We start from the raw sequence: 14,097 nt of genomic DNA on the forward strand, positions 1-14,097 counted from the left end.
CTGCGATTGCCGGCTCTCTGTTCACAGAAAATATATGAACAGATGTTCGATACACATACATCTACCTGCGTGTTTTCTGTCGAAAAACTTTGCTACTCCAAAAACTCAATCGCGTCAAGGCTTTTCTTGCCCAACGGTCGCTACCTGATAAACTATTAGGTTGCGATAACTGGCGAAGCTATGCCTCGCCAACCCACCGAGCATTTCCGTGAAGGAGGAAAAACCTGGTGACCTACGCATACACTGCCACTGAGCGCAAGCGCGTCAGCTTCGGGAAAATCCCGGAGGCCATGGAGCTCCCCAACCTTATCTCTGTTCAAAGGGAATCCTTTGAGCGTTTTAAGGACGAGGGCCTTCGTGAGGCGTTCAAGGAATCCAGCCCCATCCAGAGCCAGAACCATGTTCTCGAGGTTACCTTCGGCGAGCATCAGTTCGGCGACCCCGCGCACACCGTCGAGGAGTGCCGCGAGAAGGACATGACCTATCAGGCCCCGCTTCTGACCGACGTCCGTCTCACCAACAAGGAGACCGGCGAGATCAAGGAGCAGCTCGTCTTTATGGGCGACTTCCCCATGATGACCGATCAGGGCACCTTCATCATCAACGGTACCGAGCGTATCGTCGTCTCGCAGCTCGTCCGTTCCCCGGGTGTGTACTACAGCTCCGAGATGGATTCGGGCAAGCAGATCTACAAGGCCCAGATCATCCCGTCCCGCGGTGCCTGGCTTGAGTTTGAGGTCGACAAGCGCGACCAGCTCATGGTCTCCATCGACCGTAAGCGAAAGCAGAGCGCCACGATGTTCCTGCGCGCCCTTGGCATTGCCGTCACCAACGACGACATCATCGAGCTGCTCGGCAACTCCGATGTGATCAAGCGCACCCTGGAGCGCGACACCGCCCTCACCCGCGAGGATGCCCTTATCGAGATCTACCGTCGCCTGCGCCCGGGCGAGCCTCCCACCGTGGATGCTTCCCGCAGCCTGCTCGAGGGTCTGCTCTTCAACCCGCAGCGCTACGATCTGGCCCGCGTCGGTCGTTACAAGGTCAACAAGAAGCTTAACCTCACCACCGAGGAAGAGGTCACGGTGCTCACCGACGAGGATATCGTCGCGACGCTGCGCTACCTGCTGTCCCTCGCTGCCGGCGAGCAGGGCTTCAAGGTCGACGACATCGACCACTTTGGCAACCGCCGTATCCGCACCGTCGGCGAGCTCGTCGCCAACCAGTTCCGTATCGGCATGAGCCGTATGGAGCGCGTCGTCCGTGAGCGCATGAGCTCCCAGGACATCGACGAGATCACCCCGCAGTCGCTCATCAACATCCGCCCGATCGTGGCCTCCATCAAGGAGTTCTTCGGTTCCTCGCAGCTCTCGCAGTTCATGGACCAGGCGAACCCCCTGACCGGTCTGACCCACAAGCGTCGTCTGTCCGCACTCGGCCCTGGCGGTCTTGCCGGCCACAAGTCCGGCTCCAGCCGCCGCACCAACGTGCCGACGGCCGTCCGCGACGTTCACAACTCGCACTACAGCCGCATGTGCCCGATCGAGACCCCCGAAGGCCCCAACATCGGCCTGATCGGCTCGCTCGCCCTCTACGCCCGCGTCAACGAGTACGGCTTCATCGAGGCTCCGTTCCGTCGCGTCGAGAACGGCGTTGCTACCGACCAGATCGACTGGATGACCGCTGACGAGGAAGAGAAGCACGTCATCGCGCCGGCCAACACGCCGCTCGATCCCAAGACCAACGAGTTCATCACGACCGATGCCGAGGGCAAGATCGTCCGCCCGCACAGCGTGATCGCCCGTACCCGCGACTTCGACGGCTCCTTCGGCGCTCCCGCCGACGTGCCCGTCGAGGACGTCGACTACATGGACGTCTCGCCGCGTCAGATGCTCTCCGTCGCAGCCACGCTGATCCCGTTCCTCGAGCACGACGACGCCAAGCGTACGCTGATGGGCGCTAACATGCAGCGTCAGGCCGTGCCGCTGGTTCACCCTGCCGCTCCCTATGTCGGTACCGGCATGGAGCGTCGCGCCGCTCTGGACTCCGGCGAGGTCACCCTGGCCAAGAACGCCGGCGAGGTCATCTTTGCCGACGCCGCCAAGATTATCGTCAAGCATGCCGGCGGCATGGACGAGTATCACCTGGCCAAGTACCAGCGCTCCAACCAGTCCACCTGCATCAACCACCGTCCGCTCGTGCGCGTCGGTGACACCGTTGAGCAGGGCGAGCCTCTGGCCGACGGTCCTTCGACCGATCATGGCGAGCTCGCACTGGGTCAGAACCTCACCGTGGCATACATGCCGTGGGAAGGCTTCAACTACGAGGACGGTATCGTCGTGTCCGAGCGCCTGGTGGCCGAGGACCTGCTGACGACCATCAACATCACCCGTCACGAGATCGATGCCCGCGACACCAAGCTCGGCCCCGAGGAGATCACCCGCGAGATCCCGAACCTCTCTGAGGATATGCTTGCCAACCTCGACGAGGACGGCATTATCCGCATCGGCGCCGAGGTCGGCCCTGGCGACATCCTGGTCGGCAAGGTCACGCCTAAGGGCGAGAGCGCTCTGACCGCCGAGGAGCGCTTGCTGCGCGCCATCTTCGGTGCCAAGGCCCACGACGTCCGCGACACCTCCCTTAAGATGCCTCACGGCGCTTACGGTCGCGTCATCGACGTCGTCCGCTTTAGCCGCGAGAACGGCGACGATCTGGCCCCCGGCGTCAACGAGCAGGTGCGCGTCTACGTCGCCCAGCGTCGTAAGATCCAGCAGGGCGATAAGATCGCCGGCCGCCACGGCAACAAGGGTGTTATCTGTAACGTTCTGCCGGTCGAGGACATGCCCTACATGGCTGACGGTACCCCGATCGACGTTATCCTCAACCCGCTGGGCGTTCCTTCGCGTATGAACGTCGGCCAGCTGCTCGAGTGCCACCTTGGCTGGGCTGCTGCCTGCGGTTGGGATACCGAGCAGGCCGACTCCGACAAGTACGTCCCCGGTCCGTTCTTCACCGCCACGCCCGTCTTCGACGGCGCCAAGGAGGACGAGATCGCCGAGGTCATTCGTCGTGCCAACAAGAACATGCTCAACAAGGCCACCGCTGCCTTTGGCGATCACATGCGTCCCGAGTTCGTCACCCAGCTTGACGAGCGCGGCAAGACCCGTCTGTTCGACGGCCGCACCGGCGAGGAGTTCCGCGAGCCCATTACCGTGGGTACGTCCTACATCCTCAAGCTCGGCCACATGGTCGACGACAAGATCCACGCCCGTTCGACCGGCCCTTACAGCTTGGTTACCCAGCAGCCTCTGGGCGGCAAGGCCCAGTTCGGCGGCCAGCGCTTCGGCGAGATGGAAGTTTGGGCACTGTACGCATACGGTGCTTCCAACGTCCTGCAGGAGATCCTGACCGTCAAGTCCGACGATACCGTGGGCCGCGTCAAGACCTACGAGTCCATCGTCAAGGGCGAGAACGTTCCGGTTCCGGGTATCCCCGAGTCCTTCAAGGTTCTCGTCAAGGAGATCCGTTCCCTCGCGCTGGACATCGAGCCCATGCACGATGCTGACGAGGACGCCTCCGCCCCTGTGACCGCCGAGGAGACCTCTGCTCTCGACGACCTGGCTGCGCTCGCCGGCGTTGACGCCGACGTCGAGGCCCAGGATGCCGAGACCGCCGAGGCACCCGAGGCTGTCGCCGCCACGACCACTGATAAGGAGTAGTTGACTGTGGCAGATTTCGAAGCTACTGATTTTGACTCGGTAAAGATCTCCCTTGCCTCCGCCGACCAGATCCGTTCCTGGTCGCACGGTGAGGTCAAGAAGCCGGAGACCATCAATTACCGTACCCTCAAGCCCGAGAAGGACGGCCTGTTCTGCGAGAAGATCTTCGGTCCCGCCAAGGACTGGGAGTGCTCCTGCGGCAAGTACAAGGGCATCCGCTTTAAGGGCATCGTCTGCGAGCGCTGCGGCGTCGAGGTCACCTCGGCCAAGGTGCGTCGCGACCGCATGGGTCACATCGAGCTCGCCGCTCCCGTGTCCCACATCTGGTACTTCAAGAGCCCCACGAGCTTCCCGATGAGCCGTATGCTCGACATCAAGTCCAAGGACCTCGAGAAGGTTCTGTACTTTGCCAGCTACATCATCACCGAGGTTGACTACGAGGCTCGCGAGGCCGACGCCGACGACCTGCGCGAGGAGCTCGCCGCCGATCTGGAAGAGATCGATGCCGAGTGCGCCCGCCAGATCGAGTCCCTCAAGGAGCAGGGCAACCCCGAGAACTTTGACGAGTTCTCCGACGAGGAGCCGCTGACTCCCGAGGAGATCGCCTCTGGCATCGTCGACATCGAGGAAGAGTGCAAGGACGAGAAGCAGCTCCGCACGGACGCCTTCAACGCCTTCATGAAGCTCAGCGAGCGCGACCTCATTTCCGATGAGCCGCTGTTCCGCGAGATGACTCGCTACTACTCCATGTACTTCAAGGGTGGCATGGGTGCCGAGGCCGTCCGCGACCTGCTCGCTGCCATCGACCTTCCTTCCGAGGCCGAGAAGCTCAAGGCCATCATCGCCGACGAGGACTCCCAGAAGCAGAAGCGCGAGAAGGCCGTTAAGCGCCTCGAGGTCGTTGACGCCTTCCTGAAGGGCGGTAACAGCCCCGCGAATATGATTCTGGACGTCATTCCGGTCATTCCGCCCGATCTGCGCCCGATGGTCCAGCTCGACGGTGGCCGCTTCGCCGCGTCCGACCTCAACGACCTGTACCGTCGCGTGATCAACCGTAACAACCGACTCAAGCGCCTGCTCGACCTGGACGCCCCCGCGATCATCGTGAACAACGAGAAGCGCATGCTCCAGGAGTCCGTGGACGCCCTGTTCGACAACGGCCGTCGTGGTCGCCCGGTCTCTGGCCGTGGCGGTCGCCCGCTCAAGTCGCTCGCCGAGGCCCTCAAGGGCAAGCAGGGTCGTTTCCGTCAGAACCTGCTGGGTAAGCGTGTCGACTACTCCGGCCGTTCGGTCATCGTTACCGACCCTAAGCTGCTGCTGCACCAGTGCGGTCTGCCCAAGACCATGGCGCTGGAGCTCTTCAAGCCCTTCGTCATGAAGCGCCTGGTCGAGCTTGGCAAGGTCGAGAACATCAAGGGCGCCAAGCGCGCTATCGACCGCGGTGCCACCTTTGTGTGGGACATCCTCGAAGAGGTCATCGACGGCCGCGTCGTGCTGCTCAACCGTGCACCGACCCTGCACCGTCTGTCCATCCAGGCCTTTGAGCCGGTGCTGGTCGAGGGCAAGGCTATCCACCTGCATCCGCTGGTCTGCTCGCCCTTCAACGCCGACTTCGACGGCGACCAGATGTCTGTCCACGTTCCGCTGTCCAGTCAGGCTCAGGCCGAGGCCCGCGTGCTCATGCTCTCTGCGAACAACCTGCGCTCGCCGGCATCCGGCAAGCCGGTCAACATCCCTTCGCAGGACATGATCATCGGTGTGTACTACCTCACCCAGGTTCGCGAGGGTCTGCCGGGCGAGAACCACGTGTTCTCGAGCTTTGACGACGCGCTGCACGCCTATGACTGCCGCTCCGAGGTCGACATGCAGGCCAAGATCCAGGTCCGCGTGTCCGCTGCCGATGCCAACGTCATCAACGAGGACGGCACCCGTATCTTCCGCGTCAAGAACGGCAAGAACGAGTTCGTCGACTACGACGTCACCGGCAACAAGACCGCTCGCTTCGAGACGTCTATCGGCCGCATCATCTTCAACCGCCAGTGCCTGCCCGAAGACTACGAGTTCATGAACTACAAGATGGTCAAGGGCGACGTGGCCAAGCTGGTTGCGGACTGCTGCGATCGTTACCCCGAGGCCAAGGTCGGCCCGATCCTCGACGCCATCAAGTACTCTGGCTTCCACTACGCTACCCGCGCCGGCCTCACCATCTCGGTGTGGGACGCTCTCATCCCTGCCGAGAAGCAGGAGCTGCTCGACCGCGCCCAGGCCAACGTCGACCAGATCAACGAGTACTTCGAGGAGGGCTTCATCAACGAGACGGAGCGCCACATCGAAGTCGTTAACGAGTGGACCGCTTGTACCGATAAGGTTGCAGCGCTCATGCTCGACATGTTCGACGAGGAGAACCCGCTGTACATGATGGCCGACTCCGGCGCCCGTGGTTCTAAGACCCAGCTGCGTCAGCTCGGTGGCATGCGTGGCCTGATGGCAGACATGTCCGGCGAGACGATCGACCTTCCCATTAAGGCGAACTTCCGCGAGGGTCTGCTGCCGCTCGAGTACTTCATTTCGACCTACGGCGCCCGTAAGGGCCTGGTCGATACCGCATCCCACACCTCGGACTCTGGTTACCTGACCCGTCGTCTGGTCGACGTGGCCCAGGACGTCATCGTCCGCGAGGAGGACTGCGGCACGCACGAGGGCGTTACCTATAACCTCATCATCCCCGGCACCACCGACCTCAACACCGACCTCGTCGGCCGTTGCTTCATCGAGGACGTCGTGGCTCCCGATGGCACCGTGCTCTTTGAGCAGGACGGCTACATCGAGAAGGTCGCCGACATCCAGAAGATGGTCGATGCGGGCCTCAAGAAGGTCAAGCTTCGCGCGCTGCTCACCTGCCGCTCCAAGTACGGCGTGTGCCAGAAGTGCTACGGCTGGGATCTTTCCACCCGTCGTCCGGTCGCCATCGGTACCGCGGTCGGCATTATTGCCGCCCAGTCCATCGGCGAGCCCGGTACGCAGCTTACGATGCGTACCATTCACTCCGGCGGCGTCGCTGGCGTCGACGATATTACGCAGGGTCTGCCTACGGTCAGCCGTATGTTCGATATCGTCGGCAACGTCAACGAGAAGATCCTGGGTCGCGAGGCCGAGCTGGCTCCGTACTCCGGTCACCTCTCGATTAAGCCCGAGAAGTCCGAGTACGTGCTGACGCTCACCGACTCCGAGGATCACACCCGTGTCCTCGACGAGCGTCGCGTCCCCGCTTCGGTGCGCTTTATGCCCGAGATCGAGGACGGCTGCGAGGTTCGCGCCGGCGATCAGATCACCAAGGGCTTCGTCAACTTCCGCAACCTGCGCAAGCTGACCGACATCGAGTCGACGATGCACACCTTCGTTGAGAGCGTCAAGGACGTCTACACCAGCCAGGGCGTTGACCTGAACGACAAGCACATCGAGGTGCTCGCACGTCAGATGCTGCGTCGCGTTCAGATCACCAACCCCGGTGACTCCAAGTACCTGCTTGGTCAGTACGTCGACCGCTATGAGTTCGCCGACGAGGTCGAGCGCGTTGCCCGTCTGGGCGGTCAGGCTCCCGTGGCCGAGCCCGTCATCCTGGGTACGCTCAAGGTCGCGTCCAACATCGACTCCTGGCTGTCGAGCGCTTCGTTCATCCGTACCGCCGGCGTCCTTACCGAGGCTGCCATTGAGGGCAAGGTCGACCACCTGCTCGACCTTAAGTCCAACGTCATCGTCGGTAAGAAGATTCCTGCCGGTACCGGCCTCAAGCCGTACGCCAACGCCAAGCTGACGTATCGCACGGCCGACGGCTACGTGGACATCGACGGCCCGGCTTCGCCCAACGCCAAGTCGCTGCCCGAGTGGGCTCCTGTGGAGCTCAAGGACCTGGACGAGCAGCTCCCGCAGCAGCTCGACTGGGCCGGCTACGACGAGTTCGGTGGTGCTGACGGCTCGTTCACCCGCAACGGCCACACCATCTCCGCCGAGAAGGCTCGTCTGTACCTGTTCGACGACCTGGGCGTGTCGCAGCGCTGGACCAACAAGTTCAGCGAAGTCGGCATCGAGACGGTCGGCGACCTGGTCGGCAAGTCCGAGGAGGATCTGCTGCGCATCGACGGCATCGGTGCCAAGGCGATCGAGGAGCTCCGTGACGGCCTGGAGGCCCACGACTTGCTCTACATCCTCGAGAACAACGACGACGTTGCCGACGAGGAAGACCTCTCGCAGCTGCTGCAGATGGTCTTTAGCCCCGACGGTCCGGACGATATCCTGTTGGGTACCTCCGCTCCGACGCATCACGCCGACGCCGACGAGGAGCTCCTGGGCGCCCCGATCGACGACAAGAAGGCTCCCGCCAACGGTGCCATCAACGAGGACATGGCGTCCCTCGACGAGCTGCTCAACCAGCTCGTGGACACCGACGACGCCGAAGAGGCCAAGGACAACGACGAGGAGTAATTTCCTAGTACGTTAACCTCCCTTCCAAAGACCCGTTTCCCAACAGGGGAGCGGGTCTTTTTTGGTGAGGAACGCTGCCCCGAAGAGCACGTCGGATTCCCGGGCCGGGCGGCACAGGGGTTAAGTTTGTCGCGAGTTCCGCACGAGCCGGAGGCCACTTAATGTGGCCTCCGTGCGAGCCAGGACTGTAGAGCAGCAAACTTAACCCCTGTGCCGCCCGGACCGGGAATCCGCCCACGCGCACAGAAGGGGATTCCTTTTGTGTAGGCTTTGCGGAAATGTGGGTATTTTAGGATACGCCCGGCGGCGTGGTCTGTTGACGACACAGCTAACGCCACGTATCCTATCGAACTGCGTGTTTCGTAGGGGGATGCTGACCCCTCGATTCAAGCCGTTGCACTTTACAGAAAGCTGGAATCATTCGAGAAGGAGTACGCTTTGCCTACTATTAACCAGCTGGTTCGCCAGGGCCGTCGTTCCGTGCCCAAGAAGTCCAAGAACGCTGCCCTGCAGCACAACTCCCAGAAGCGCGGCGTGTGCACCCGCGTCTTCACCACGAGCCCCAAGAAGCCGAACTCGGCTCTTCGTAAGGTTGCCCGTGTTCGCCTTGTCAACGGCATCGAAGTTACTGCTTACATCCCGGGTGAGGGCCACAACCTGCAGGAGCACTCCATCGTGCTCGTCCGCGGCGGTCGTGTCCGTGACCTCCCTGGTGTCCGTTATCACGTCATCCGTGGCGCCTACGACGCTGCTCCGGTCCAGAACCGTATGCAGGCCCGTTCCAAGTACGGTGCTAAGCGCCCCAAGGCCAAATAAGCCAGATAACGTTTTGATACTTTCGCCGTGTGCCGCCTAAGCGCCGCACGGTAGACACTTAAGGAGATTTCACATGCCGCGTCGTGCAGCAGCTAATCGTCGTGAGGTTCAGCCTGACGCCGTTTACAACAACCGCCTGGTGACTCAGCTCATCAACAAGGTCCTTCTTGACGGCAAGAAGGCCACCGCTGAGCGCATCGTTTACACCGCTTTCGAGATCGTTGCCGAGAAGTCCGAGGGTGGCGACGCTCTCGCTACCTTCAAGAAGGCTATGGACAACGTCAAGCCCACGCTCGAGGTTAAGCCCAAGCGTGTCGGTGGCGCTACCTATCAGGTCCCGATGGAGGTCAACTCCCGTCGTTCCACCGCTCTGGGTATCCGCTGGATCGTCAACTTCTCCCGCGCTCGCAAGGAGAAGACCATGGCCGAGCGTCTCGCCAACGAGATCCTCGACGCTTCCAACGGCCTGGGCGCTTCCGTCAAGAAGCGTGAGGACGTCTTCAAGATGGCCGAGGCCAACCGCGCGTTCTCTCACTATCGTTGGTAAGTTAAGGTAAGGAACTAACATGGCTAAGCCTAAGTACAAGCTTTCCGATACCCGTAACATCGGCATCATGGCCCACATCGATGCCGGTAAGACCACCACGACCGAGCGTATTCTTTACTACACCGGTAAGACCCACAAGATCGGTGAGGTCCATGAGGGCGCTGCCACCATGGACTGGATGGTTCAGGAGCAGGAGCGCGGCGTAACCATTACCTCCGCTGCTACCACGTGCTTCTGGAACAAGGACGGTAAGGACTACCGCATCCAGATCATCGACACCCCGGGCCACGTTGACTTCACCGCCGAGGTCGAGCGCTGCCTGCGCGTCCTCGATGGCGCTGTCGCCGTCTTCGACGCCGTTGCCGGCGTTCAGCCCCAGTCTGAGACCGTTTGGCGTCAGGCTTCTACCTTCAACGTCCCCCGCATCGCCTTCATCAACAAGTATGACCGCGTGGGCGCTGACTTCTTCAACGCTATCGAGACCATGAAGGATCGTCTCGACGCTAACGCCGTGGCCGCTCAGGTCCCGATGGGCGCCGAGGACAACTTCTGGGGCGTCATCGACCTGGTCACCATGACTGCATGGGACTTCAAGGCCGACGAGAAGGGTATGACCTACCCCGAGCCGATGGACGAGATCCCGGCTGAGTTTGCCGACATCGCTGCCACCAAGCGCGAGGAGCTCCTCGACGCTGCTGCCAGCTTTGACGACGAGCTCATGGAGAAGATCCTCATGGAGGAGGACTTCACCGTCGAGGAGCTCAAGGCGGCTCTGCGTAAGGGCGTTCTGGCCAACGAGCTCAACCTCGTCTTCGTGGGTTCCGCCTACAAGAACAAGGGCGTTCAGGAGCTGCTCGACGCTGTCGTCGACTACCTGCCCAGCCCGCTCGACGTTGAGGCTGTCACCGGTACCGATCCGGACACCGGCGAGGAGATCCAGCGTCATCCTTCCTTCGACGAGCCCTTCTCCGGCCTGGTCTTCAAGATCATGACCGACCCGTTCGTCGGTAAGCTCACCTACGTCCGCGTTTACTCCGGCCGTGCCGAGTCCGGCTCCTACGTGGTCAACGCTTCCAACGGTCAGCGCGAGCGCCTCGGCCGCATCCTCGAGATGAACGCCGCCGAGCGTATCGACCGTGACGACGCTGCCGCCGGCGACATCGTTGCTTGCGTCGGCTTCAAGAACTCCACCACCGGTGACACCCTGTGCGCCGAGGGCAAGGAGATCGTCCTCGAGAAGATCGAGTTCGCTAAGCCCGTTATCGACGTTGCCATCGAGCCCAAGACCAAGGCCGAGCAGGACAAGATGTCCCTGGCTCTGACCAAGCTCGCCGAGGAGGACCCGACCTTCCAGGTGTCCACCAACCACGAGACCGGCCAGACCATCATCGCCGGCATGGGCGAGCTGCACCTCGAGATCATCGTCGACCGTCTGCTCCGCGAGTTCAAGGTTGACGCTAACGTTGGTAAGCCCCAGGTTGCCTACCGCGAGACCGCTGGTCACGACGTCGAGAAGGCTGAGGGCAAGTTCGTCCGTCAGTCCGGCGGTCGCGGTCAGTACGGCCACGCCGTCATCAAGCTCGAGAAGATGGAGGAGGGCTTCGGCTACGAGTTCGTCAACGCTATCGTCGGCGGCGTCGTGCCCAAGGAGTACATCCCGTCCATCGACAAGGGCATCCAGGAGGCCCTGAACACCGGTGTTATCGCCGGCTTCCCGGTCCTCGACGTTAAGGTCACCCTGTTCGACGGTTCTTACCACGAGGTCGACTCCTCCGAGGCCGCCTTCAAGATCGCCGGTTCCATGGCTATCAAGGACGCCCTCAAGAAGTCCGATCCGCAGCTGCTCGAGCCGATCATGGCTGTCGAGGTCGAGACCCCTGAGCAGTACATGGGCGACGTTATGGGCAACCTCTCCGGTCGCCGCGGCAAGATCGAGGGCATGGAGGATCGCAAGAACAGCAAGCTCATCCGTGCCAAGGTGCCGCTGGGCGAGATGTTCGGTTACGCTACCGACCTTCGCTCCCAGACCCAGGGCCGTGCATCCTACACGATGCAGTTCGACTCTTATGAGCCCGCGCCCAAGTCCATCGTGGACGAGGTCATGAGCAAGAACGCCTAAGTTCGAGCTCCCTGTTACGTAATCCGCGAGAACATCTCTCGCACTCTTTGGAGGTTTAAGTTGGCTACCCAGAAGATCCGCATTCGCCTCAAGGGCTATGATCACGAGGTCGTCGATCAGTCCGCGAAGCTCATCGTCGAGACCGCTCAGAAGACCGGCGCTCGCGTTTCCGGTCCTGTCCCCCTGCCCACCGAGCGCAACCTGTACACGGTTATCCGCTCGCCGCACGTGAACAAGGACTCCCGTGAGCAGTTCGAGATGCGCACCCACAAGCGCCTCATCGACATCCTCGACCCCACCTCGGGCACCGTTGATTCGCTCATGCGTCTCGACCTCCCCGCTGGCGTCGACATCGACATCAAGCTCTAAGCGATATCGCTCATAGCTTATAGAGCCCCGCTGCCATCTTGGTAGCGGGGCTCTTTTGTTTTGAGTTTAGATTTTGGGATAGCGAATTCGTCTGCCGAGCTGATGGCTGCGGCGCCCTATTCGCTCAGGGGGCGCAAGGACGCTTCTTCGAAGTGGAAGACGCACAAGCCGCTCTCGGTCTCAATGCTTGCGCGGCCGCAATCGTCGACCGTTCTAAATATGCCGCGTGCCAGCTCGTCTCCAGCGGGGGAGCGGGCGATAACGTGCTCCCCAATCCAATTGAGGTGTGCGACATATTCGTCGTGGACGGGCGCGAGCGGTCCGGCGTTTTCTTCCATGGCGTTGAGGCGCTCTGCCCAGGTATCTACAGCGTCTATAACTGCGTGATAGACCTCATCGAGGAGCATGTCGACGGCGGGAACGCTCTCGTTGAGGTCCGAGAGGCCAATTGCCGCCAGGCCGCCATCGGGCACCTCTTGGGGCGTGTAGTTTACGTTGACACCAATGCCGCAGACGGCGAAAGGTTTGCCTTCGTTATCGCGTGCGGCCTCGACCAGAATGCCGCCGAGCTTGCGTCCTCGCGCGACCAGGTCGTTGGGCCACTTGAGGGCTATTTCGCTTGCAAGGCCTTGCTTTTCGAGTGCCTCGAGCACCGCTAGGCCGCTGACGGCGGCAAGACCAGAGTACTTTGCGGGATTAACGCATGGACGCAGGACAATCGAAAGCAATAGGTTGCCGGCGGTTGAATCCCACTTGTGGCCGCGCCGGCCGCGTCCTGCCGTTTGCGCGCGGGCGGCAAGTCCTGTGCCGTGCGGCGCACCCTGTTTTCCTGCCTCGAGCAGGTCATCGTTGGTCGATCCGGTTACATCGACAATCGTTAATTGGGCATCCATAGCGGCTGCTACCTCCTTATTGAATAAGTGAATGACGCAATGGTGTCGAGAGATAGACACAATGTGAAGCCTTTGTCGCATTTGGACAATTTAATGTTAACACGTCAACAAAGACTGAAATGCGTTATCCTCTCTTGGTCGATGTAAACACGTCAACAACTCAAAGGAGGTTAGTGATGGGTTTCACGATTCTTGGAACAGGTTCGGCACTTCCTGAGCGCAGTGTTTCCAATGACGAGCTGTCTGAGTTCCTCGATACCTCGGATGAGTGGATTTTTACTCGCACAGGTATCAAGAGCCGCCACGTCTGCACCACCGAGTCACTTGACGACCTTGCCGTAGCAGCGAGCGAGCGGGCACTCCAGGTGTCCGGAATCGACGCGAGCCAGCTGGATCTGATCGTCTGCTCGACGACGACGGGTGACCACCTTGTTCCCGCCGAGGCGTGTGCCGTTGCTGAGCGACTAGGCGCGACGTGCCCTGCCTTCGATGTCTCGGCGGCTTGTGCCGGCTTCGTATTTGCGCTCGATGTCGCCGAGGGCTATATCGCCCGCAGCCGTGCCGAGCGCGTGCTTGTTGTTGCTGCCGAGCAGATGACGCGCGCGCTCGAGTGGACCGACCGTGCCACCTGCGTGCTATTTGGCGATGGGGCAGGCGCCGCAGTGATTGAAGCTGGGGGAGACAACCCCCTTGCCGTTGAGCTTTCGACGGCGCCCGACGTCGAGACGTTGCGCGTTCCCGGTCTGGTCGGTACCTCGCCGTTTAAGGCTTCCGCAGATAGCGCGAGCGTGCTGTCCATGAATGGCCGCCGCGTGTTCAAGTTCGGCGTCAACGCCATCTGTGACACGGTCCATAAGCTTGCGATCGATGCGAGCATTTTGGTCGAAGACATCGATCATTTTGTATTCCATCAGGCTAACGAACGAATCCTGAGCCAGGCGGTCAAGCGTCTGGGCGTGCCGGACGAGCGTGTGGTTCGCACGTTGCGCGAGACCGGCAACATTTCGAGCGCATGCATTCCGCTTGCCCTCGACCGGCTGGCAAACGCCGGTGCACTTCACACGGGCGACACCATCGCCCTCGTTGGATTTGGCGCCGGCCTGGATATAGGTGGCTATCTGCTTCGTTGGAAGTAGTTGCACATAGGAAAAA

Annotated in this window: 8 protein-coding genes; 7 read left to right on the forward strand and 1 reads right to left on the reverse strand. The window is 61.3% G+C overall.

The annotated features are described in order from the left end of the window. Nucleotides 1-227 precede the first annotated feature (227 nt). From rpoB to rpsJ, 6 genes are all read left to right on the forward strand, one after another. Entirely contained in the window at nt 228-3,719 is a 3,492-nt protein-coding gene (rpoB, locus tag I2H19_RS01755; RefSeq protein WP_271745422.1) for a DNA-directed RNA polymerase subunit beta, read from the forward strand. A 6-nt stretch (nt 3,720-3,725) separates the two neighbouring features. Continuing rightward, nucleotides 3,726-8,201: a DNA-directed RNA polymerase subunit beta' gene (locus I2H19_RS01760; RefSeq protein ID WP_172677957.1), complete on the forward strand. Its 4,476-nt coding sequence runs from the start codon at nt 3,726-3,728 to the stop codon at nt 8,199-8,201. Between the two features lie 438 nt (nt 8,202-8,639). Then, nucleotides 8,640-9,017 (forward strand): 30S ribosomal protein S12, encoded by a 378-nt coding sequence (gene rpsL, locus I2H19_RS01765; protein ID WP_006235012.1) that lies wholly within the window; start codon nt 8,640-8,642, stop codon nt 9,015-9,017. A gap of 73 nt (nt 9,018-9,090) precedes the next feature. Continuing rightward, a complete protein-coding gene (gene rpsG, locus I2H19_RS01770; protein WP_006235013.1) occupies nt 9,091-9,564 on the forward strand; it encodes a 30S ribosomal protein S7 in 474 nt (157 codons plus the stop codon). 19 nt (nt 9,565-9,583) lie between these two features. Next, the gene (gene fusA, locus I2H19_RS01775) at nt 9,584-11,683 is read left to right on the forward strand and encodes an elongation factor G (RefSeq protein WP_022094183.1); all 2,100 of its coding nucleotides are present in this window, start codon (nt 9,584-9,586) and stop codon (nt 11,681-11,683) included. A gap of 60 nt (nt 11,684-11,743) precedes the next feature. Then, nucleotides 11,744-12,052, forward strand: coding sequence for a 30S ribosomal protein S10 (gene rpsJ / locus I2H19_RS01780; RefSeq protein ID WP_022094184.1), 309 nt, complete (start codon nt 11,744-11,746; stop codon nt 12,050-12,052). A gap of 116 nt (nt 12,053-12,168) precedes the next feature. On the opposite strand, the gene I2H19_RS01785 is transcribed toward rpsJ, so the two are convergent. Further along, on the reverse strand, nt 12,169-12,945 hold the full coding sequence (locus tag I2H19_RS01785) for a biotin--[acetyl-CoA-carboxylase] ligase (RefSeq protein WP_158554570.1): 777 nt from the start codon (nt 12,943-12,945) through the stop codon (nt 12,169-12,171). A 176-nt stretch (nt 12,946-13,121) separates the two neighbouring features. On the opposite strand from I2H19_RS01785, the gene I2H19_RS01790 reads away from it, so the two are divergent. After that, nucleotides 13,122-14,081 (forward strand): 3-oxoacyl-ACP synthase III family protein, encoded by a 960-nt coding sequence (locus I2H19_RS01790; RefSeq protein ID WP_055309399.1) that lies wholly within the window; start codon nt 13,122-13,124, stop codon nt 14,079-14,081. The last annotated feature ends 16 nt before the right edge of the window (nt 14,082-14,097 follow it).

Origin of the sequence: Collinsella aerofaciens, assembly GCF_015560135.1 — a bacterium.
In the GTDB taxonomy this organism is placed as follows: Bacteria; Actinomycetota; Coriobacteriia; order Coriobacteriales; family Coriobacteriaceae; genus Collinsella; species Collinsella aerofaciens_AN.